Origin of the sequence: Mycobacterium helveticum (assembly GCF_007714205.1) — a bacterium.
GTDB lineage: Bacteria > Actinomycetota > Actinomycetes > Mycobacteriales > Mycobacteriaceae > Mycobacterium > Mycobacterium helveticum.
This window is the reverse complement of record NZ_VMQU01000027.1, coordinates 1-21,549: the sequence shown is the minus strand read 5'-3', so window position 1 is coordinate 21,549 and position 21,549 is coordinate 1. Positions and strand designations below refer to the sequence as shown.

Sequence of the window (21,549 nt, the reverse complement as noted above, 5' to 3'; positions counted from 1 at the left end):
GTGTGGTGGTCGGTCACTTCAGGTAGCCGACCAGGGCCCCCTCGGTGCCGAAGAGTTCCTCCTGCCATTGCTCCAGCAACGCGTTGGTGTCGATGTCGTCGGGATGAAATCCCGGTCGCAGGTATTGCCTGAGCTCTGGGATCACGCCACGAAGAATGGGGCCGCGGTAGAGCCGATAGGTCTCACGCACCAGTCGCACTGGCTGACGGCGCGCTTCGGGATCCCGCGCCACCGAACAAGCCAGTACGGCGGTTATGAGGAGGAGCAGAAGGGGGATCATTACCGCCATCACACGTCGACGCACCCGCTCGGTACCCCGCACCGAGCGGAATACATCAAAGGCAACCGACTTGTGCTCAAGTTCCTCCAGCGCATGCCAGTTCAGCAGGTTCCACACCTCCGCATCACCCGGGATCGCCTGGATCTCCTCATCGCCGAGCAGCCGCTCAGCAAGTACGGCGGTGAAGTGTTCTGCGGCTGCTGTCACCGCCAGCGGAATCCGGGCCGGCAGCACCTCCTCGATGCGTTTCACCCAATCAACAAACTTTTCGGAATCCCACCACCCAATCGGATACCCCATGTCAACGAGCTTGTCATTGAGCGCCCGATGCTGCTGGCCATGCACCGATTCCTGACCGATAAACCCGGCCACCCGCTTCTTCAACCCAGGGTCGGCGATCTCATCGGCAAACCGGCGCACCGACCGAATGAACAACTCCTCCCCCGGCGGGAACGACCCCGACAAGTTCGCCAGAAAGTGGCTGAAGATGATGTCGTCGTTAACGAAATACTTGCTGCCCTGGGCAAACGGGAAACGTATCCGCCGGGTCGTCGGATACCGAGACCCCTCACTCACCGCATTTGCAGTGGTCGCTGCCTCTTGCACTATGTGGTCGCTCGTCATAACAAGATACCCCTTCCTCGAACACCCGGTTTCCGATACCGACAGTACTAGGTGTTTAGTGAGACGTTACTGCGGATCGACAGGGCGCGCAAGACTCCGCAATGACGTGTAGAAGCGCTGCGTTTGAGAGCCGCATCACACCGCCGCGTACGCTGTCACCTCCACGACTCCTGCCTTTAAACTGTTTTGACAATCGGCCCAAACCGCAGTACATAGTACTAGTCGTTACGTATACTGTTTGTTCGGAAAATTGCTTACTCGGAAGCAGGGAGCGTTCAAGCTGGATACCGGCATCGAGGCTCTCAGCAACCACTCGTACGGCGCGTAACAGGGAGGCTCGCGTTTCATGTTCCGGGATACCTAGCGGTTCTAGCTGCTCTACGGGCGCCTGTGGCGACGGTGAACATCCCGGACGGGATTGGCACCCAGCGCCATGCCGTGTAGTGCAGTGGACTCTGGTTGTTACAGAAGAGGATGGGGGCGGTGTCAACGATCTGCGGAACCGGCCGTCGGCCAGTCCAAATACATTCGGAGGCGATCAGTTTATGAAGGACTTCACCAATAAAGTGGCAGTAATCACCGGCGCTGGCTCAGGTATCGGCCGTAACCTGGCGTTGAGCTTGGCTGAACAGGGGGCGCAGCTGGCGCTGTCGGACATCGATACGAGCGCGCTGGCCGATACCGCTGGTCGATGCGAGAAGGTCGGAGCTAAGGCGGTGCCGTTCGAGCTCGATGTAGCCCAACGGCCGGCAGTTTACGAACACGCAAAGAATGTCGTCAGTGAATTCGGCAGAGTGAACCTTGTTTTCAACAACGCGGGTGTGGCACTCTCGGCCGACGTGGCCGACATGGATTGGGACGACTTCGAGTGGCTGATGGGCATCAACTTTTGGGGGGTGGCCCATGGCACCAAGGCATTCATGCCGCACCTGATCGCGTCCGGCGATGGCCACATCGTCAATGTGTCATCGGTTTTCGGGTTCGTCGGGATTCCGTCACAAAGCGCCTACAATGCCGCCAAATTCGCCGTCCGCGGCTTCACCGAGGCCCTACGCCAAGAACTCCGGGCCGCCAGGCATCCGGTAGGTGTGACCTGCGTTCACCCGGGCGGGGTGAAGACCAACATCGCCGGTCACGCCCGAGGGCTGCCCGACGGCTCGGACCCCGAAACGCTTAGCCGCCTTTTCCATAGGATCGCGTTCACCAGCCCCGAATCAGCCTCGAGGGCGATACTGCGTGGGGTCAAGAAGAATAAGCCGCGGGTGCTGATCGGTCCTGACGCAAGAGTTTTCGATGCCATTCCCCGAATCCTCGGCCCTCGCTACGAGGACATCATGGCGTCGTTCTATCGCACCGGGCGCTACGGTGCGGGGCGTCGACTCGCCGAACGCCTCGGCCTGCCCAGGTAGTAAGAGCCAACCCTGACGACTGGCGAAATGATTTGCTGGTGGAGCCACAACGTTGGCATACCTGCATCCTCGTTACCAAGGTCAGGAGCCTCCGGGATTTGCAGGACGATTCATCTGGAACGACAATCCTCGACCCTACGTCTGGATCAGAACCGCCGACCAAATCCTGGCAGCATCAGCTAACTACTGCTCCAAATTAGTGACTCACAACGCTAGGCGACCGCGACCAGGTGCTGGCGCTGCGGCTCGCAGCGATAACGCGACGGCTTGCCGTTGATCTTGCAGATCCGCCACACCATTCGCGCGATCGGGTTCATCAGCCCGGTGTCGTAGCACAGCATCCGCACGTCACCGAACATGTCACGCAGCGCCTTGCGCGACTCCAGGGACCCGAAGAACACCTGCTTGCGGACCTCGCGCGGGATGTCGAATTCCTGCCAGAAGGCCTTCGGCGGGACCACGATCGCCGAGCATGCCACCCGCATAATCACCGGCACGTATAACGACAGCCAAAACCGCTTACGCCGCGGTAAGTGCGGCACACGCTTACGCAGATACTCGTGAGCAAACGAGATGTGCCGAGCCTCTTCGGCCACGTGGATGGACATCACCCGCTCCATGATCGGGTGCAGTTCCTTGCCCTCACGTAACACGTTCTTCTGAGTGTGGTCGATGGGTTCCTCACCGGCGAGGATGCCGAACCAGAACGGGATCGGCAGAGGGCTAGCGACCAGCGGGATCAGCGGCGAAAGCCACTTCAGCTGCCGCCGCATCCCAGGCACGTCGGCGCCGATGTGGTTCACCATCTCCTGAAACATCATGGTGTGGTTGCACTCTTCGACCGCCTCGTGCAGGCAGTACCGGTACTCCGGGGACCCGTTCGGCACCCAGAACGCGTACCCCATCAGGCCGCGGATGAGGACCGACTCGAAGTGCAGCCCCACCTTGGCCACATTGGCCTGACGCCACATGCCGATCCTGATTTGGCGTTCCTCCGACTGCGCCTGATACCACGGGTGCCGGCCCAGCGGGTCAGTCGCCGGCAACTTCCAGCGGGGGTCGTTGTCGACTACCGCGTACTCAGGTGCGGTCCAGTCGATGTCGATGTATGGGTTGAAATTGCGTCGCACTGAGCCCTCAGACAGGACGCGCAGCACGTCGGCATACTCGGCGTCGTCCAGCACGTCCATGTTGCGGCGCCAACGCCGCACCAACCTCGTCCGAGCGATCTTCTGGGCCATCGCCAGCCTCCTACCGAAAGTTCACATCAGAAAAGCTACTGATACGGTACCGCTGGTATCGCCAACTTTTCAAAAGCCTGTCCATTTAAGGGCTTGTACCCGCCGCAACAGGTTCGGGCCGTCGCGCAGCCACGCCACCACGAGCCTATTGAAAGTCATTTTCATTACGATATCGCCCGCTCCTAGCTCGCTTGGCAGGGGCGCGGGCACCGATGTCGCCGGAGCCGAGGTTGGGGGCATCAGCGATCAGTAATTTGTACACTATCCCGCTCGTCGCGTCCTCGAGGCACGCTCCAGCCGCTGTGTTCAAGCAGTGCGGCCGAAGTGAACCATCCTATGCACCCTCGGGGTTCTGTGAGCCGGCCGGTTGGTCGGTCACGTGTTGGGAATAGTACTGGGCTTCGGCTTCGGCGCGTGGGACTCGTCCGAGGCGGTGCATGAGCCGCTGCTGGTTGTACCAGGCGACATAGTCGGCGGTGACGTGTTCGACGTCGGACAGGGTGTTCAGCGGGCCGCGGCGAAACGGGGAATCCGCGCGCCATCATCTCCTCACTGCACACTCACACCTGTTCATCTCAAGGTGCGGCCGCCCGCGGATAACGCATGGGGACAACGATTCTGATCCTCGTGCTCAACTAGCGGCAACAGTGAAGGGCCCAACAGCGGCATCCGACGCCCGGCTCGATGCACGGCCTCGTAGGACCAGAGTTGTTAGACGGCGTCGACAGGCGACCACTGCATAATTTTCATCTCCTGAGGGCGAGCGCCAGGTCAGAATGGCTCGTCCGCTGAACTACCACTTGGGCCTCCCACAACTGTGGCTCTACCGACCAGGACCAACTTTCTGACGGCAACCCACGTTCACATGTGAGCGGAGGCCCCAGCCCCCCATACCCGTCTAACCCGCCCAGCATAAGGCGGCAGTCGTCTGCCGCCAGCATGCCCTACAATTCCCAGCAAAGGTCAGCACCGCAAGGACTTCGGCCCATTCTTTGGCGGCTGCGGCCGTCTTTTCGTGACGACCTTCGGGCGCAGCGTGTCCTTGAGTGCGTTACGCACGTGATTGCGACGCCAGCCGGTGATGGCGCACAACTGGTCGAGATTCCGGCCATTGCCGGCCCTGTCCGTCCCCACGTAGCGGTTACGATCGCCTCAGCACCACCTTGCGTTGACTCACCTTCAGTACCACCAGCTGGGCCTATCCAGCGCGTTATCCTTGGCTGATCAGGTGCGCCGCACGCGCGCATTCTTAGCTGACGCGACGAGCGGGTCTACCCACGCATTTGCTGAGTCCAGGCGGCGTCTTGACAAGGCGCCCGGAGCGGCACAAAACTGGTGTCATGCGCCCACACTTAGGGCCAGTGCCACCAGTTTGTGGTTGCGGATCCTGCTGGCTCCCGCGCGTGCGGTCGCCGATGAGGCTGGTGCCATTCGGCGGCTCAGATGTGCTCACTCATGGTGCTGTCGCTGTAGTCACGAGAGCTGGCAGCGGCATTGGCCGCGGCTTTGGCGTTGAGCTTGCTCGTCGGGGTGCGCGGGTGTCTGCGCCGATATCGATCCGGGACGGGCTAAGGAGACCGTTGGACTTGTCGTCCAAGCTGGTGGTCAAGGTTCGGACATTACCTGTGATGGCAGGCCGAGAGAATGGCGCCCAGGAGCTATACCGGTGGGCTTGGTGTCATCGAGTGGGTCGCGCGGTAAATAGCCACCGGGCGATTTGAAGAACCAGATCGGAGTAGGGAAATGGCGTTCGAATACAGCGATATGCTGCAAACGATTAAAGACCGACAGTGGGCGCTTGCCGACATCGATTGGGAAGCCCCAGGCGCGGAGTTGATTACCGACGAGCAACGGCCCCACCTCAAACAATTCATGTCAGATGTGGTGTGGATCGAGCATGTCGGAGCGCGTGCTTTCGAGGCGATGGCGCCTAAGGCGCCGTTCGAGGCGTTAAGAGAGATCTACCACTACTTCCACGCCGAGGAGCAGCGGCACGCTAATGCCGAACTTGCCCTCATGCATCGCTGGGGAATGCTCGAGCCAGGAGAGACACCTGTGCCGAATAAGAATATTCGGCTGGGGATCGAGTGGATCGACCACTATAGCGATGCGCTCCCGTTGACGGTGATGAGCTCTGCGATCCCGGCGTTGGAATGCGCCCTCGACGGCGCGTTGCTGAAGTTCCTTCTAGACGAGGTGGCAGACCCGTTGTGCGGCGAGGTCTTCAGTAAGGTCAATAGTGACGAATCTCGCCATCTTGCAGTGGGTTTCCAAGTTCTCAATGACCTCGGCGCCAGCCCGGTGCGGGTGCACGTGATCGAGACGGTGGGGTCCATTATTGATCCGAGAATTCTCCTCGGCTCCCTAATGTATATACCGCTGCTCACCAGGATGATGGCTAACCTCACTGCGTGGGGCCTCTCGGAGGAGAAGCTATACAACGCGGTCACACGCTACTCGAATATCGGCGATCGAAGCGAGTTCACCCGCCGAATTCCCGCTTATCACATCCTTCGGACGCACATGTCTGCGACTATCAACCGCGCTCAACCTTTCCATTTCTTTTCCCAGGGGCTAGGTACCCTTGTCGACCATTTCCCCGTCCAGGTGTTCGGCAAACTGCCCTCCTGGGCTGGGGACATGACATACGAACCGGTTTCCAAGTGACCGATCAATCGACCGTTCTGATCGTCGGTGCCGGCTGGGGGTCAGCGAACCGTTTGCCGGCTCTTCCGGAAATGGAGTGCAGGTAAACGCTGCGGCGACTTGTTGATTGGGTCGTGTCGGTGAGCTAATACGGGCGGCGGGCAGAGGATGCAGGTTCCTACACCTTTGTCGTCTGCCTTCTGGGGAGTCCTGTGTCCGAGCCTACGTCTTGTTCTGCTGCTGTTGTTGCCGACACGATCGTGCGCACGGTCGAACTTGGGGTGACGATCACCGATGCTGCTGTCGACGGCGAGGCCACGGTGGTGTTTTGCAACTTGCTCGATGATGGCCAGCGGCATTGTCCGGGCTGCCGTCGAGACGTCAACCGTGACACTGTGATCCGCAACGTGACTGATGTGCCGGTGGTCGGGCATCCACTTCGCCTGCGGGTGCCGCGCTACCGCTGTGTCGACACCGCCTGTGAGCGGGAAGTGTTCGCCCACAACACCTCTGCGCTAGCGCGGCCAGGATGGTCGACCACCCGCAGATGCGCCCGCTACATCTGTCACCGGCTGATGATCGACCACGCCACCGTCGCCGCGGTCGCCCGCGAGCTCGGCCTGTCCTGGGACACTGTCAACACCATCGCCATGGACGCCACCCAGCTGATCGTGGCCAACGACACCGGCCGACTCGACGGCGTGCGGGTCATCGGGGTTGATGAGCATCGCTGGTCACATGTGCGTCGACCCGACTCAGAGGGCTACGTCACCGTCATCATCGACCTGACTCCCGTGCTCGATGGCACCGGCCGTGCGCGGCTGCTCGACCTGGTCCCCGGACGTTCGGCAGCCGCCTTGAGCAGCTGGCTGTCTGAGCAGAGCTAAGCGTTTCGCGAACAGGTGCAGGTCGTGGCGATGGACGGGTTCGGCGGCTACAAGACCGCGGCGACAGATCAGCTGCCTGAGGCCACCGCGGTCATGGACCCCTTCCATGTCGTCGCGCTGGCCGGCGCCAAGCTCGACCTGTGCCGCCAGCGCATCCAACAACAGACATGCGGGCACCGCGGCCGCACGGGTGACCCGCTTACCTTGTGCGGGGCACGTTGCGCACCCGCTATCCGCTGCTCAATGCGCACCAAAAAGCCCGACTGGAAGCCGTTTTCACCGATGAGGCCCACCTCGCGGTCCAACTGTGCTGGAGCTTCTACCAACGCCTGATCGCCGCCTACGCCCACCCCGACCGCCGCCGCGGCAAAACCATGATGACCACGATCATCAACACCCTGCGCCATGGCGTCCCCGACGAGCTCGAGGAACTGGCCCAACTCGGCCGCACTCTATGGCGCCGCCGCAACGACATCCTGGCCTTCTTCGACCACCACGCCTCAACGGCCCCACCGAAGCGATCAACGGCCGACTGGAAGCACTGCGCCGCAACGCGCTGGGATTCAGAAACCTAACCCACTACCGATGACGCTCACTGCTGCACAGCGGAGCCCTGCACTCACTCGTCAACGCACTCTGAATTACGAAGAGCCGCTTTGGCGTGAAGAAGGACTGCGCGTACCGCAGCGGTGACGACGCAACCGCCGCGGCAGTTCCACCGCGCCGACCACGGTCGCCGATGCGGCCAACCGGGTGTGGGCGGTCGACTTCCAGTTCGATGTCACCACCGATGGGCGGCCGCTTCACCGAGGTTGAGGTCCTAACATCTCCTTCCAACCGTCGTCTCCTATTTTGGCCGAATCTTCGATGGTGTATTTGACGCCATCGGGCCCTAGGAACTCGCCGCTTTGCGGACTATAGATAGCTGCAGCACCGCTAGGAATGTAAATGCACGGGTTCGGCTGCTGACCGTTGCACTGGACGCTCCCAGAACCTGGCCGTTGCAGTGGATCGCTTCGTGGAGGAGGCGTCCCCGTCACCCGGTCGGAAGGAAGCGGATTGATGCCGGTATCGACCGACGGAGCCGGTATGACCAAGCCGGGTTTCACCGGCTGATCACAGCGCGCCGCAGGTGCGGGGCAGCTTAGAATCTGGTTCGGATCCCCGTACCAAGGATTGGTCCCCAGCGGGACATACGGCTCTTTGCTGCGGCATTCGCGCGGCGTGGCCGCGCGCTTGCCGGGAACATCGACACAGGGATAATTACGCGCGCCGCGGACCGCGTTTTGTGCCTCCATCGGAATCTTGCAGTATCGCGTGGTCAAAAGCCCGGGAGTCTCGTCCACAAAGGATCGCCATTGCGATGCCGGCAAGAACCCCGTCAGGCAAGCAGGGGTCATATTTATTGGCGTTTGGAACGAAAGAGAAAACGTATGTGGGTAAGCAGCGGTCACTGTCTCACCGAATGCGGGAATTTGCGGAAGTATGACCAGCAATTGCTCTACATTCTTGTTGTACCGCTTGAGCAGATCGGCCACAATCGCAACATTTGCTAGGGTCTGCGGCAAAGTTTCGCGAACGTCGCCGAGCACGGCTTTAATCTGATCGGCGGTCGGCGCAACCTGGCCCAGGATGCTCTTGAGCTGTTTGTCCTTTTCCGCGGCCTGCGCGTCGAGAGTATTTAAGTTGTGCGCCCACCGCTCGATGGGATCACGCGAGTTGGCCTGGCTGTCGATGATCGGTGCTGCGTTTTGGACGATATCGTTGACGTCGCTAAGGTTTGTTTTGAAATCCCCAACGATCGATTGGGTCGAGTCGACTAGCCGCTGCAGGGCTGGGCCCAGGCCGCCGACCGCTTGAGCTGTCTCATCGAGTAGTCCGGCGATCTTGTCTTTGGGCAGGACGTCCAATGTATGGTTAACGGTATCCAGGGTCGGGCCAATTCGTTTAGGCACCGTGCTGTTAGTGATGGTCTGACCGGGCGAGAAATACTTGGCCGGATTCTGCGCGGATACTAGGTCTATGTATTGTTCGCCGACCGCCGACACCGAATGCACGTTCGCCGAGGAGTCAATTGGGATTTTGTACTGGTCGCTGATACGCAATGTGGCCCGAACTCCTTGTTCGGTCGGCTCTACCCGAGTTACCTTTCCCACGGTGATTCCGCGGTAGGTGACGTTTGCAGTGGGATAAAGCCCTCCCGACGTGGGTAAATCCACCTCCAAACTGTACTGGCCCATCCCAACGACGCTCGGCAACCTCAGATAATGCCACCCAAGAACGCTCATGGCGAGCATCGTGACGATAGTGAACACGGTTAGCTGAAGGCGAAGGCGTCGAGTCAACATGCTGCCTACTCCTCGTCACGCTCGGGGGGTTCGTCGGCGGGGTTGGGTGCGAACCTGACATCGGGAAGCATGGTGTTCGGATCGCGGCCCCACGATTGCTCAAGCGCTCGCAGTGCGCCGGAGAACCCGGTTCCGGTGAGGAGCGCATTATCGATTGCACTCAAGGTGAGGTCCAAGGTTATCGAAACATTCATTGAGTCGCCGTGTACCACCTTCGGGATGGCGTCGGCGCTGAACGGGAGGGTCAAGGCAATCTTTAGCGTCTCGACCAGATCCATCGAAGCCCGGCTGAGTTGTTTCAGGGGACGCTGCAGTTGGCGCACGTCTTTATCCAAGTCGGGACGCGCCGCCGTCAAGGTCTGATTGAGGACGTCGCTAAACCGGCCCAACGCATTGGTCGCATCGAGGAACGGCTGTCGTTGTTCAGCGAAATGCTTTGCCAATGGGGGAAACTCGGTGAGAACGTGGTCCAGGGTGTCTGATTGCTTGGCTACATAAGTCAACAGCCGGTCTGTGGAGTCGATAGCGCGAGTGATGTCATCACGTTGCTCGTTTAGTCGGGCGGTGAAGGTGTCGAGCTTCTTGAGGAAATCATGTATCTGATCGGCCCGCCCAGTCAGCATGTTACGGACTTCACTTGCGATCACTTCGACGTTAGGGATGCCGCCACCGCGCAGCACCGCGGCAAAACTGGCCAGGACCCGCTCGGTGGTGGGATAGGCGGACGCATTCTGCAGCGGGATGATGTCGCCGTTCTTCAATAGTTGCGGTGATGGGTTGGCTGGCGACGCCAGCTCCACATGCTGTGAGCCGAGCAGGCTGGTCTGCCCGATCTTCGCGGTGGCGTTCTTCGGTAGCTTGACGCCCTTTTCTAGATCCAAGGTCAACGTCGCGATCCAGTTTTTCAGGCCGATTGCGCGTACCCTGCCGACAAAAACGTCGGCGACGCGTACCCGACTATTGGCATTCAAAGCCAGCGTTTCCGGCATCTGCACATAAATCGTATAAGAGCCGGATTCGCTTCCCGGGCCACCAGGCAGTGGCACATTAGCGATACCTCGCCAGCTAGCACACGAGGTAAGTACTGTAGCGGCCGCAAATAGCGCCACGAACCGTGACATTCCCGCCCGCATGCTCACTGGCCGGATCCTGTCGCGACTGATGCTGCGTCAGCGGCGGGTGGCGGGCCCGGCGGCGGTGGACCCATATTGGAATAGGCGTTGGGCGGCCCCGGCGGCGTCTGAAACCTTGATGGCGGCGGTGTCGTGTCCGGGCCTCCCATCAGCTCAGCGAGCGAGTCCGGTGTCAGCAAGCTTTCGGTAGCCGGTCCCACTGTGAGGCCTTGCTCACCGGGCGCTACGACCCAGCCGGGCTCGTGGTTACCATGTGACAACGGCGAGTCCGGCGCCCAAATCCCGGGGACCGTGGTGTCCTTGAACCCCGGCGGAGGCTGTAACCGAGGCTCGGAATATGCGATATGTTTGGGCAGTACAGCAGGAGTTTGGTACAGGTTGATGCCAGCCGGGGGTCCATTGAACTTGATCGCATCCAAAACCGGCGTCAAGTATTGTGCGCACAGTTCGGCAGACTCTTGGTATCCCATACGGCTGCCGGCCTGCATCGCGCTGCAGATGAACTGCAATGGGTTGGCAAAGTTTGGCAGGGCTATTGCACCTGTCAGCGCGCCGTGCGCCGGCTCATAGATTGCGAGGGCGTTGGCGGCAAAATGGGGGAAGACATGCAGCGCCGTTTCAAGCGCATTCAGCGGCTCGGGTTGAACCAGCGCGGTGGTCACATCGGCGAGGGTGTTGATGTCGTGGGTTAGCCCATCACGATTGTCCGCTAGAAGCTTTCGCAATGCGGGAAGCATATCGTCTACCTGTTGCAGTGCCTTCGCAAGCCCGGGATCTGAGCTGGTAAGTGAACTGGTAAATACGGCGAGGTCCTTATTTAAAGCGACGAAATTCCGATCATCTTTATATAGCGCGTTGACGAATAAGGCCATGCTGCGCAGCACGGCAAAGAAATCGGCACGCCCGTCATTTAGCGCGGTCAACGCTTGCGAAAGCCCGGTCAAAGTACTGTTGATCTCTTTGCCTTTGCCGGCCAAGCCGTCCGCGAAAGATTCGATGACTTCGCCGAAAGGCCCCTTGGGCTGCTCGGGCGTAGGTCCCAGCTTCGAGATAATGTCCGTGATACCATTGCGCAACTGATCCCATTCCACCGGCACCTGTGTTCGTTCGATGGGGATCACCGCATGATTTCCTAGCGATGGGCCGCCTTCATAGGGCGGTTCCAGCTGAATGACGCGCGAGGCGACCAGCGCGGGATTGAGGATCACCGCAGAGGCGTCAGCGGGCACTTTGTATTTTTTCTCGTAGTGGAAAGTCACCTTCATCTTGTCACCCGACGGCTCGACCTTGTCGATCGCGCCCACTCGCACACCCATTATCTGGACCTTGTCCCCGACATAAAGCGCGTTTGCCTCCGGGAAATACGCAACCACCGTGTTATTGGTCATTTTTTCGTAGAAATCCCGAGCAGCCAGCGTCGTAATAGACGCCAGCAGTATCACCAAGGACCCAACGATGATTGCAGTTCGCGAAAACTTCGGGAGTTGAATTTTGCGTATATCGAAAACAGTACTCAATTCTGGCTGCCTCCCGTCGCAGCGCCGCTGCCTCCTGTTCCGCCCGGGGTGATGAATGGGCCCGGCAGCTGCGGGCCCGGGCCCGGCGGGAATGGTGGTCCCGGGGGGAGTCCTGGCGCGAAGGTCGACGGCGGTGATGTCGGGCCGGCCGGCGCCAGGTTCTCGGTACGCGCGCCTGGTGGAGCTTTTACGGGAAGCCGCACCGGAGTGCCTGGCACATTCGGCGGGGGCTCGTCAGGTCGTCCGGCAATCGGGATACCGGGTGTTGGTGGCAGCCCATTAGGGTCGGGAGGTGACGTTTGGACGTCAAACGGCGCGATCGTCGACGGGCCACCGAAAGGGCCGGCGCCCAAACCCATGCAGGGAAGCGGGTTCCATGGCCGCGGCAAACCGTCCTCTGCGGGGGTGTAAGCGCACGACGCGCCTGGCGGAACCGCCGGTCCTGGATGGTCCGGGGTGCCCTCCCTTACCGGCGGAGCTGGCGGTGGCGCGCCATTGGGAAACCGGGTGCCGTTAGGATCGGGGAACTGGTAGGCGGGCAAACCAGCGCTGCGCCAGAATTGTTCAGGGTCGATCCCACGTTTCTTGAACGCCGCGTCGACCCAAGGCTGAGTCATCCAAAAAGGTGCAAGATTCAGCAGAGCCACCTTAAAGTAGGGACCCGACGCTACCGACTCCGCCAAAGCCGACGCATAATAGCTTACGTTAGGCGCCCACTCGACGAGATCTTTTTTGTGTTTGAGTAGCAGATCGCTAATCGTCCTCAATTGCTCGACAACGTTATGCAGATTCGGGTTGTCATCGATCAAACCCTTCAACTGGGCGGAAACGGCGGCGATATTGCCCAGCAAGCCGTCGATGGCACTCTTGCGCTCGTTGAACGCCGCCAGAACGATCTGCGTGTTAACCAAAATCCGATCGATTTGCTTGCTGCGATCACCGAGTATGCTTGCCACCTTCCTAGCGTCAGCAAGCAGCCGTTGGATTTGCTCGTCGCGTTTCCCTAGCGTGTCAGAGAACTTGGCCACACCATCCAGTGCTGCACTCAGATGCGGGTAAGTCTGCTCAACTGTCTGCGACAGCACATTCAGGGAGCGTTTGACTGTATTGATGTCCCAGCCGGTAGCCGCCTTCGTGACGTCGAAGAACGCGTCGTAGATCTGGTACGGGCTGGTGGTTTGCCCAAGCGGGAGTGTCGCATTTGGTTGGAGCACGCGGGAGCCTTGGGGATCGATCTCGAGCACTTTCTTCCCCAGGATGGTATCGGTACGGATCGCAAGACGGCTTTTAGATCCGATTGTATTGGAGCCGATGGAAAACTTCATGACTACATGGTTGCCATTGATCGTAAATCCCTGCACTTCGCCGACATTTACCCCAGCGATGCGAACTTTATCGCCCTTGTTCAGCCCGCCTGTGTCTTTGAACTCTCCGTAATAGGTTGCCTGGGCAAACAACATCGGAATGCTGGTGAAGCTTTGCCCTACTCCGGTCACCACCGCTGCAACGATGATTCCCATCGCCCCCATCCGATACGGATTGATTGCTTGAAGGGTTCTCACTTCGGAGTGCACCTCCCCGTCGGCTGACTCCAAAGCTTCACGGTACGGACGGGCCCGCCAGGCTGCAGGCCATCAACCTTCAGCGTGACGTCGCACGCGTAGAAATTGAAGAAGTCGCCATAAAGCCCCCCGATACCCGCGACACGCTTCGCAGATTGTGGGGCGTCCCGTAACACCCCGTCGACGTAGTCGAGCCGGTCAATTAGCGGTTGGAGGGTATTCTGCACATAGCCAACGGCCTTCTGCAGCAGTGGCCGATTGTCTGACAACAGATCCGCCAGCGTGCCGGCCACATTACCGATGTGCGCGACATTGGCCGCGAGCGGATCGGCTTGATTGCTCAACCCGGTGATCAACTTATCGACGTTGTCGATCGTTTGGTCGAATTCCTTGCGATGCTTGACCGTGGTCTCTAGCACGACGTTAAGGTTTGAGATGACTTCACCGATTGCCTGGTCACGTCCAGCGATCTGCGCGGTTAGTTGCGCCGTCTGGTCCAAGATATCGTTGATCGTGCCACCTTGGCCCTGAAACACAGTGACGATCGCGGTCGCAATCGTATTGACTTTGTCGGGATCGAGCGCGCGAAACACCGGCTTGAAACCACCGATCAGTGCATCTAAATCCAGGGCTGGCTCCGTACGTGACAGCGGGATAAACCCACCCGGCGGCAACACCCGATCCATCCCTTCACCGTCGCCGCGCTTAAGTTCTACGTAGCGCTGCCCAAGTAGGTCGGCATAGCGAATGGACGCGGTCGTCGACTGATAAAGCGGCACCGAACGGTCTACTTCGAAGTCCACACGCACCCGATGACCGCCCTCCGTGATCCGTACGCTGCTTACTTTGCCGATCTCCACCCCGGAGGCACGGACAAACTGGCCGGCGCGCAAGCCGCTCGCAGTACTGAATTCGGCCGTGTAGCTGGAGGTCTTGTTAAAGCGCAACTGGGCGAACACCACGACAATGATGACCGTCACGGCAATTAAAGTTAATACGGCAGTACTAAACTTCACTGCCGTAGCGGTGATTTTTTTCATGGGTTGATCGTGTTCTCCCCCCACTGGCGGCCCCACACGTATTCATTGGCCTGCGGTTGCGGGATTCCAAAGTGGGTGTATGGCGCGATGCTGGAACCGCTATCCGTTACCAAGTACGGAGCAGGCCACAGATCGCGGGTAATGGTCTTCCAGCATCCCGGTTTCCCGCCCGGTCCGCCGTGAGCATTCACTCGCGGCAAGTTGTCAGGATAGACGTACGCATTTGTTCCTCCCAAGATCGTGCCTGTTAACCTTACCGAGTAACCGTTGCCGCTCTCCCCATCCGTCACTTTCGGTAGCACATTAGCGCCATGGTGAAAAAGGCAGTAAAGCTCCGGACTGTAGGTGTCAAGCAGTTGAGTCACCGGCACCAGGTCGCTGACCGCATGCTGCAGGTCCGATCTGCTCTGGTCAATGATGTCGGCACCGGTGTTTCCAACCCCCACCGCGGCCAAGAGTGCGGCGTCCAGATCCTTCTTTTGCTGGTTGAAGGTACGCGCCGTGGTGACTGCGTTATCGAGGGCGCTCCAAAGATCCGGCGAGGCATCCCCGTAGATATCGGCTAAATCCGCCAACCGTTGAATATCATGGCGGATTTGAGGCATCTGCGGGTTGATGTCATCGAGTATGGTGTTTCCATTGATGATCGAAGCCCCGAATTTATCGCCTTGCCCATTTAACGCTGCAGCCACCGCCGAAAGCGTTAAGTTCACCTTGACCGGATCCACCTTCTCTGAAATCTGCATGACCGTCTCGAACAACGTGTTAAACTCCGTTGTTTCCGACCTCACCACAATTATGTCAGCCGGTGTAACCTTCCGGGCCACAGGTTGTTTGGGCGAACTCAACGACACGTACTTGTTGCCAAACACCGTGGTGGCTGTAATTTCGGCATTTACGTTTAGCGCGATCAGCCCGGCGTATTTTGGCGCAATTTCCAGCAGCAGCTTGGCCGCCGGCTTTCCGTCACGCTCCACCTCGCTGATGCTGCCCACCCGGCCGATCTCCACCCCGTTGTAAGTGACTTTCGCCCCCCGATCCAAGACCAAACCCGACCGGCTAGCCAATGCTGTTAAGGTTATCTTGGGTGTGAAGCCACCCCGGAACTGGACCCAGACGACGATCAGCACGACCGCGGTGATGAGCCACAAAGCCAGCCCCGCTAACTTTCGGACCGAAATAAGTCGCCGTAGCCGCTTGCTTGTGGTTGCCATAATAATTTACACCGTGAGATTGAAGTTGGGGTTGACGCCGTAAATCGCTAACGAAGCCATTAGCACGACCATTACGATGGCGATTAGCGATGCGCGCATCGATCTCCCGACTGCCACGCCGACTCCAACCGGACCGCCGCTGGCGTTGTATCCGTAGTAGCAGTGGTTCAACATCACGACTGCCGAAATGGCGACCGTCTCCGCAAGAGAGTACCAGAAGTCGTTAACCCTCAGGAAAGTGTTGAAGTAATGGTCATACGTTCCGATTGATTGCGCATAGAACAAAGTTGTCACCAGCTGGGCGGAAAAGAACGAGAGGAGGACCGCGACCGAATATAGTGGGATAGTGACGATGAAGGCGCCAATAACTCGGGTAGATACCAAATACGAAACTGATTTGATTCCCATCACCTCAAGCGCATCAATCTCCTCGCTGATCCGCATGGCGCCCAATTGCGCTGTAGCACCGGCCCCGACGGTCGCGGCTAAAGCAGTGCCAGTTACGATTGGCGCCACCACACGCACATTCGCTAGCGCGGCGAAGAAACCGGTGAACGCCTCAACGCCGATATTGCCTAGCGAGGCGAACCCTTGAATCGCAATCAGCGAACCGGCCGATAGCGTCACAAAGCCGATGATCGCCACCGTGCCGCCGACGGCGGCCATTGCGCCAGTGCCCATGCCGATCTCGGCGATCAGGCGCAAGACTTCCTTTCGGTAATTCTTTAGGGTAAACCCGAGATAACGGAGCACTTCGCCGACGAACAGCGCGACATCACCAGAGGCGTCGAGCGCACGGCCAGGAGCGCCGACCCATCCGGCGCCTAGCTTCCAAGCGCGTGGGAAACGTGATTGCACGACCGTCGGGGAAGCCAATCTCAACGCCCCGTTCCGAACCGCACACCAATGGTAGTCAGCACCACGTTGACCGCAAATAATGCGACCACCGCAAGAACCAACGTTTCGTTGACTGCTGTGCCCACCCCTTTGGCTCCCCCGCCGGCTGTCAACCCGCGGTAGCAACCCACCAGCCCGGCAATAAGCCCGAATAAGGTGGCCTTCACAATCGAGATCAGCACCTCGGGCAATCCAGTAATCAAGGTTAGGGTCGAAACGTATGCGCCGGCCGAAACATTCTGGATATACACACCGAACAAGAACCCGCCGACCAGCCCGATACTGATCACCGCGCCATTGAGCAGCAGGGCTACAATGGTCGATGCAACCACCCTGGGAACTACCAGTCGATGAATCGGGTCGATGCCCAACACCTCCATCGCATCGATCTCCTCGCGAATAGTCCTAGCGCCCAAATCCGCACAAATCGCAGTAGAACCTGCGCCAGCGACCACGAGCACCGTCACAAGGGGGCCCAGTTGAGTGACGGCGCCGAGCGCAGCCCCAGCGCCGGAGACGTCGGCGGCCCCAAATTCGGCCAATAAGATATTCAGCGTAAAGATGATTAGCACGGTGAGCGGAATTGCGACCATAACGGTTGGCAGGAACGACACACCGAGTAGAAACCAACCCTGTAGGATGAATTCGCGCCATTGGAACGGACGTGCAAGCGCCTTGCCGGTTAGCACACACATCTGAGTGAAGCTGGCCACCTGCCCTAGCGGTTTCCGCAGTTGTTCACGAAGGTATACCGACAAACCGTTGGATGCCGTCACCGATGCCCCTCGACAACAGCACCACGTGCGTCGCGCTGCAGCAGCCGATCAACGTACAGCGCGACCGCCGAAACCGTGACCAGCAGACCATACTGGGTGGTAGCGCTCAACCCATCGCTCGCGCCAGAGATGTCCGTTGTGCCGACGTTGCACAACAACACGTTGAGCGTGAAGATGCTTAGCGCCGCCAGGGACGAAGAAGCTGCGATGGTTGGCAGGGTCGACATCTGCATCAAAAACCGCAACTTGGACGATGAACTCAAACCATTGGAACGGCCTCTCAGCACGGCCTTTTGCCGAATTGAAATGGCATCTGCGAAAACACGCCGCCAGCTCCCAACGCTGGAAAAGGTCTGATCCCGGACGTCTTCGACGAGAATGACTCTGGCCGTGATCACCGGGTCATCCATAGGTCGCGAACCCACGGTGAAGTGTTCTGCGGCTGCTGTCACCGCCAGCGGAATCCGGGCCGGCAGCACCTCCTCGATGCGTTTCACCCAATCAACAAACTTTTCGGAATCCCACCACCCAATCGGATACCCCATGTCAACGAGCTTGTCATTGAGCGCCCGATGCTGCTGGCCATGCACCGATTCCTGACCGATAAACCCGGCCACCCGCTTCTTCAACCCAGGATCGGTGACCTCATCGGCAAACCGGCGCACCGACCGAATGAACAACTCCTCCCCCGGCGGGAACGACCCCGACAAGTTCGCCAGAAAGTGGCTGAAGATGATGTCGTCATCCACGATAATAGTTGCTGCCCTCCCCCCACCGAGAAACATATCCGCCGAGTCCTCGGATACCGAGACCCCACTCGGTGCACTCATAGTGGTCACGACCCCCTATATATCTAGCCTGTGCCCCCGTCGACCACGAAGGTTACCTTTTCCCCGAACTTCTAGTTTCGGATACTGACAGTACAGGGTGTCGGGCGTTACAGTACTGCGAAGCGACAGGGTGCGCAACGCTAGCCCCGCGACGTGCTGACCGCGGGGGGGCGGTCAAGGTGCAGGCCCCGCGGGTCAATGACAAACGTATTGATCCCGATACCGTTGAGCGGCAGCGGTTCTCGTCGACGATCGTGCCGGCGTAAGCGCGTAAGTCGCCGCAGATGGCCGAGGTGTTGCCGTTGCTGTACCTGCATGGGCGATCCAGCGGGGATTTCAGGCCGGAGCCCTGGAGCAGTTCCTGGGTCGGGGGCCGGGTTGTCGGCAGCCACGATTACCCGGCTGACCGCCCAGTGGCAAGACGAAGTCGCCGCGTTCGGCGGCAGGGATCTGTCCGCCACCTGAATCGCCCCGGTGAGTCCGGAGACTTTCTGATGTGAGATTTCAGCCAGCGGCTGGTCTCTGGCGTGGAGTGCAATAGGCGGCTTCGAGTTCAACTGGTGGGGATATCGCCGCAGTATTCGTAGAGGCGACGGTGGTTGAACCAGTCGATCCGCCGTGCGGTGGCCAGCTCGACGTCCTTGATGGAGCGCCAGGGCTTGCCGGGCTTGATCAGCTCGGTCTTGTACAGGCCGTTGACCGTCTCGGCTAGTGCATTGATGCTCCTATATCCGTCAAGCGGCTGGTTTTTCGGCTTGTGGAGTGGTGCGCAGTGGATGCACGAGGCCCATATCTCACGGGCAAGGAAGCGTTTTAAGCACCGGATGATTTCGGCCTTGGACTTGCCTTCGGCGGTGCGTCTTGCGAGGTACGCCTGGGTGGGTTGATGGTGTTGCATGCCCACGATGACGGTGCGGTAGATCGCCGCATTAGCCTGGCGGTGGCCATCCCAGTTGAGCAGGTGGCGAACGGTTTTGCCGGTGGAGGCTGGGATCGGGCACACGCCGCACAGCTTGGTCCACGCGGCTTCAATACGGATCCGGTCGGGGTTGTCGCCGGCGACGATGAGCATCTCGGCGGCGGTGTCGGCGCCGATGCCGAATGCTGCGGTCAACTCTGGCGCGATCTCGGTGACCAATTGGGCGAGTAGTTTCTCGTGTTCAGTGATCTCCTCGTTGAGATGCTGCCAGCGGCGGGCGATCGAGCGCAGGGTGTGCTTGGTTGCGGCTTCGACCGTGCTGATGCCAGCTGGCCTCAGGCCGGCGTAGCGGCGGATTAGGGCCATCTTGGACAAGGGCTGCAGTTGTTCACGCAGCTCGTCTGGGGCGTTAACGATGACCGTCTTCAGCGAGATCATCGCTGCCGAACGGGCTTTGACCGCAATATTTTTGGCGATTTTGATCTGTCGGATCATATCCACGGTGTCATCGGCGGTCTTCGGGGTGGCGGTGGCATGGCTACCAAGCACGGCACGGGCGGCGTTTTCGGCGTCCAGGAAGTCGGACTTGCCGCGCAGCCGCCGGTCGCGCCGGTCGGTGCGCATTACCTCCACGACACCGATGTCGCTGCGACGCACGGCTGCGGTCAGGCCGGCTCCGTAGGAGCCGGTGCCTTCGATGGCGAAGGTCAGGATGTGGCCCGGGTGGCTAGCCCATTCGATCAGCTCGGCATAGCCGGCGCGGTCGGCTTGGAACGTTCCGGTGTCAAGCACCGCGCCGAAGTCGTCGAACGCGGCGGCGACATGAACGAACTTGTGGGTATCAACACCGATCACGACTCGACCGCGGCGAGGTGTGGTTGCCATGCTTGTCATTGCGACCTTCAGCGGGTTGTTGAGGCTGGCCGGTCGGGTGACGGGACTGCGATGGGACCTGGTGTGGTCAGGCTTCTATGAGGTCACTGCCCGCTCGGTCAGCACGAGGTGGAACGACCGCCCGTTGGACGACAGATCAACAGCCAGGACACCCATACCGCTGGGTCAGTCATAACACGAGTCAGGCGACCAGACAGCCGCCAACATTCTCACAGTCATAGGAGCTGCCGACCGCTCGGACCGAGGACTGGATGCCCGCTTCTGCGTGCCGTTCGCTGAACCTGATCGAGGTGTATTGACTGCGATCCCCGATCCGTCTGGTGGACAACGTCTTTGAGATCAGTACACCTTCTTGTTGACGGTTCTAGATGGCTTGCTCGATCGCATCGAGGACCATCGAGGTGGCCATCGTGGAAGCGACCCGCCAGCCCAGCATCCCGCCGCGCGTAGGCGTCGGTGGCGAAAGCGACGTAGGCAAACCCTGCTCGACGGTGCATCTGGCCACTGGAGTGCCCTCGCGGTTGAGCGCCAGCCACACCTTGTGGGCACCGTACACGCCGTAGTTGGCGGCGTAGAGCCGGCTGATCTGTTCTTTGAGTTCGTCGTCACGGCGTTCGCGGCGGCTGGGCTCGCGGTTGATGTGGTCGTAATAGGTCGATGGGGCGATCGGCATACCCAGCTCGGTCAGCTGTGTGCAGATCGACTCGACACCCCACCGCAAACCATCAGGGCCATCGCGGTGACCGTGATGATCGGCGATGAACTGGGTGATTAGTGTGTTGGCAGGTCGAGCTCGGCCGCGGAGAAAGCCGACGCCGTCTTGAAAATCGCATTGGTCCTTCCGAATTCGGCGTTCTCTCGCCGCAGTCGTTTTAGCTCGGAGGACTCTTCGGTCGTGATCCCCGCGTGCGCCGCATCGATCTGAGCCTGGCGCACCCACTTGCGCACCGCCTCGGCCGTGCCAACACCAAGTAGCCCGGCGATCTCACTGGTCGCTGCCCACTCCGAATCGTGCTGATCGCTGATCTCCGCGTCCATCCGCACCGCCCGCTCCCGCAGCTCTGGCTGGTACCTCCTCGACAAACCACCTGACATGACTCCATCCTTTCCAAGAAATGGAGTCTCCAGACATGCCGGGGCGGTTGAACGCGCATGCCAACTCTTTCACGGTCCAAAACAGTTGTCATGGAAACGTGGGCATCGGTCATCGCGTTGGCGCGCTGGTTGGGAACCGAGAGCCCCGCGCCCGTGCCGAGGGTCCGTGCTGATGGCCGCATGGAGCTCGTCGGGCTGGCTGACGGCTTCCGGGGATCGACTGAGTTCTGGGCTGAT

Annotated in this window: 12 protein-coding genes and 9 pseudogenes; 6 read left to right on the top strand and 15 right to left on the bottom strand. The window is 59.8% G+C overall.

The window, feature by feature from the left end; translation table 11 throughout:
* Positions 1–13: 13 nt before the first annotated feature.
* Entirely contained in the window at positions 14–904 is an 891-nt protein-coding gene (locus FPZ47_RS08665) for a metal-dependent hydrolase (protein WP_170826031.1), read from the bottom strand.
* A 545-nt stretch (positions 905–1,449) separates the two neighbouring features.
* Between FPZ47_RS08665 and FPZ47_RS08660 the strand changes: the two genes are divergently transcribed.
* Entirely contained in the window at positions 1,450–2,313 is an 864-nt protein-coding gene (locus tag FPZ47_RS08660) for an SDR family NAD(P)-dependent oxidoreductase (protein WP_007172270.1), read from the top strand.
* A 212-nt stretch (positions 2,314–2,525) separates the two neighbouring features.
* Here FPZ47_RS08660 and FPZ47_RS08650 read toward each other — a convergent pair whose 3' ends face one another.
* Both FPZ47_RS08650 and FPZ47_RS08645 read right to left on the bottom strand, forming a co-directional pair.
* Positions 2,526–3,542: an AurF N-oxygenase family protein gene (locus tag FPZ47_RS08650; RefSeq protein ID WP_033721575.1), complete on the bottom strand. Its 1,017-nt coding sequence runs from the start codon at positions 3,540–3,542 to the stop codon at positions 2,526–2,528.
* A gap of 346 nt (positions 3,543–3,888) precedes the next feature.
* Positions 3,889–4,092 (bottom strand): annotated as a pseudogene (locus FPZ47_RS08645) (IS3 family transposase); the annotation flags it as partial.
* A gap of 877 nt (positions 4,093–4,969) precedes the next feature.
* Between FPZ47_RS08645 and FPZ47_RS30420 the strand changes: the two are divergent.
* The 4 genes and pseudogenes from FPZ47_RS30420 to FPZ47_RS08625 all read left to right on the top strand — a co-directional run.
* A pseudogene (locus tag FPZ47_RS30420) lies at positions 4,970–5,184 on the top strand (SDR family NAD(P)-dependent oxidoreductase); the annotation flags it as partial.
* Between the two features lie 113 nt (positions 5,185–5,297).
* Positions 5,298–6,221: a ferritin family protein gene (locus tag FPZ47_RS08635; protein ID WP_007172267.1), complete on the top strand. Its 924-nt coding sequence runs from the start codon at positions 5,298–5,300 to the stop codon at positions 6,219–6,221.
* A gap of 236 nt (positions 6,222–6,457) precedes the next feature.
* Positions 6,458–7,676 (top strand): annotated as a pseudogene (locus tag FPZ47_RS08630) (ISL3 family transposase).
* Between the two features lie 65 nt (positions 7,677–7,741).
* Positions 7,742–7,891 (top strand): annotated as a pseudogene (locus tag FPZ47_RS08625) (IS3 family transposase); the annotation flags it as partial.
* Here FPZ47_RS08625 and FPZ47_RS08620 read toward each other — a convergent pair.
* The 9 genes and pseudogenes from FPZ47_RS08620 to FPZ47_RS30600 all read right to left on the bottom strand — a co-directional run.
* Entirely contained in the window at positions 7,891–9,435 is a 1,545-nt protein-coding gene (locus FPZ47_RS08620; protein WP_007172264.1) for an MCE family protein, read from the bottom strand. The pseudogene FPZ47_RS08625 and the gene FPZ47_RS08620 sit on opposite strands and share 1 nt — an antisense overlap.
* A 5-nt stretch (positions 9,436–9,440) precedes the next feature.
* Entirely contained in the window at positions 9,441–10,568 is a 1,128-nt protein-coding gene (locus FPZ47_RS08615; protein WP_033721559.1) for a virulence factor Mce family protein, read from the bottom strand.
* A 2-nt stretch (positions 10,569–10,570) separates the two neighbouring features.
* Positions 10,571–12,085 carry a virulence factor Mce family protein gene (locus FPZ47_RS08610; protein ID WP_007172262.1) on the bottom strand — a complete coding sequence of 505 codons (1,515 nt, stop codon included), beginning with the start codon at positions 12,083–12,085 and terminating at the stop codon, positions 10,571–10,573.
* A complete protein-coding gene (locus FPZ47_RS08605) occupies positions 12,082–13,647 on the bottom strand; it encodes a virulence factor Mce family protein (protein WP_007172261.1) in 1,566 nt (521 codons plus the stop codon). The genes FPZ47_RS08610 and FPZ47_RS08605 overlap by 4 nt, the downstream gene beginning before the upstream one ends.
* Positions 13,644–14,687 carry an MCE family protein gene (locus FPZ47_RS08600; protein WP_007172260.1) on the bottom strand — a complete coding sequence of 348 codons (1,044 nt, stop codon included), beginning with the start codon at positions 14,685–14,687 and terminating at the stop codon, positions 13,644–13,646. The genes FPZ47_RS08605 and FPZ47_RS08600 overlap by 4 nt, the downstream gene beginning before the upstream one ends.
* Positions 14,684–15,901, bottom strand: coding sequence for an MCE family protein (locus FPZ47_RS08595; protein ID WP_007172259.1), 1,218 nt, complete (start codon positions 15,899–15,901; stop codon positions 14,684–14,686). Before FPZ47_RS08595 ends, FPZ47_RS08600 begins: the two co-directional genes overlap by 4 nt.
* A 6-nt stretch (positions 15,902–15,907) precedes the next feature.
* Positions 15,908–16,669, bottom strand: a complete 762-nt coding sequence (locus tag FPZ47_RS08590) for an ABC transporter permease (RefSeq protein ID WP_371869965.1) — start codon at positions 16,667–16,669, stop codon at positions 15,908–15,910.
* Positions 16,670–16,779: 110 nt separating this feature from the next.
* The gene (locus FPZ47_RS08585) at positions 16,780–17,493 is read right to left on the bottom strand and encodes an MlaE family ABC transporter permease (RefSeq protein ID WP_085981747.1); all 714 of its coding nucleotides are present in this window, start codon (positions 17,491–17,493) and stop codon (positions 16,780–16,782) included.
* Positions 17,494–17,999: 506 nt separating this feature from the next.
* Positions 18,000–18,361 (bottom strand): annotated as a pseudogene (locus FPZ47_RS30600) (metal-dependent hydrolase); the annotation flags it as partial.
* Between the two features lie 190 nt (positions 18,362–18,551).
* On the opposite strand from FPZ47_RS30600, the pseudogene FPZ47_RS08575 reads away from it, so the two are divergent.
* Positions 18,552–18,866, top strand: a pseudogene (locus tag FPZ47_RS08575) (transposase); the annotation flags it as partial.
* A gap of 42 nt (positions 18,867–18,908) precedes the next feature.
* On the opposite strand, the pseudogene FPZ47_RS08570 reads toward FPZ47_RS08575, so the two are convergent.
* The 3 pseudogenes from FPZ47_RS08570 to FPZ47_RS08560 form a co-directional block, all read right to left on the bottom strand.
* A pseudogene (locus FPZ47_RS08570) lies at positions 18,909–19,122 on the bottom strand (integrase core domain-containing protein); the annotation flags it as partial.
* Between the two features lie 210 nt (positions 19,123–19,332).
* Positions 19,333–20,208 (bottom strand): annotated as a pseudogene (locus tag FPZ47_RS29320) (IS110 family transposase); the annotation flags it as partial.
* A gap of 223 nt (positions 20,209–20,431) precedes the next feature.
* Positions 20,432–21,312 (bottom strand): annotated as a pseudogene (locus FPZ47_RS08560) (DDE-type integrase/transposase/recombinase); the annotation flags it as partial.
* Positions 21,313–21,549: the final 237 nt, after the last annotated feature.

What these genes read in the sequence shown, in the direction of transcription:
- FPZ47_RS08585 (WP_085981747.1), bottom strand. Translation starts at nt 17,493, where the DNA reads ATGTGTGTGCTAACCGGCAAGGCGCTTGCACGTCCGTTCCAATGGCGC.
- FPZ47_RS08600 (WP_007172260.1), bottom strand. Translation starts at nt 14,687, where the DNA reads ATGAAAAAAATCACCGCTACGGCAGTGAAGTTTAGTACTGCCGTATTA.
- FPZ47_RS08660 (WP_007172270.1), top strand. Translation starts at nt 1,450, where the DNA reads ATGAAGGACTTCACCAATAAAGTGGCAGTAATCACCGGCGCTGGCTCA.
- FPZ47_RS08665 (WP_170826031.1), bottom strand. Translation starts at nt 904, where the DNA reads ATGACGAGCGACCACATAGTGCAAGAGGCAGCGACCACTGCAAATGCG.
- FPZ47_RS08595 (WP_007172259.1), bottom strand. Translation starts at nt 15,901, where the DNA reads ATGGCAACCACAAGCAAGCGGCTACGGCGACTTATTTCGGTCCGAAAG.
- FPZ47_RS08635 (WP_007172267.1), top strand. Translation starts at nt 5,298, where the DNA reads ATGGCGTTCGAATACAGCGATATGCTGCAAACGATTAAAGACCGACAG.
- FPZ47_RS08620 (WP_007172264.1), bottom strand. Translation starts at nt 9,435, where the DNA reads ATGTTGACTCGACGCCTTCGCCTTCAGCTAACCGTGTTCACTATCGTC.
- FPZ47_RS08615 (WP_033721559.1), bottom strand. Translation starts at nt 10,568, where the DNA reads ATGCGGGCGGGAATGTCACGGTTCGTGGCGCTATTTGCGGCCGCTACA.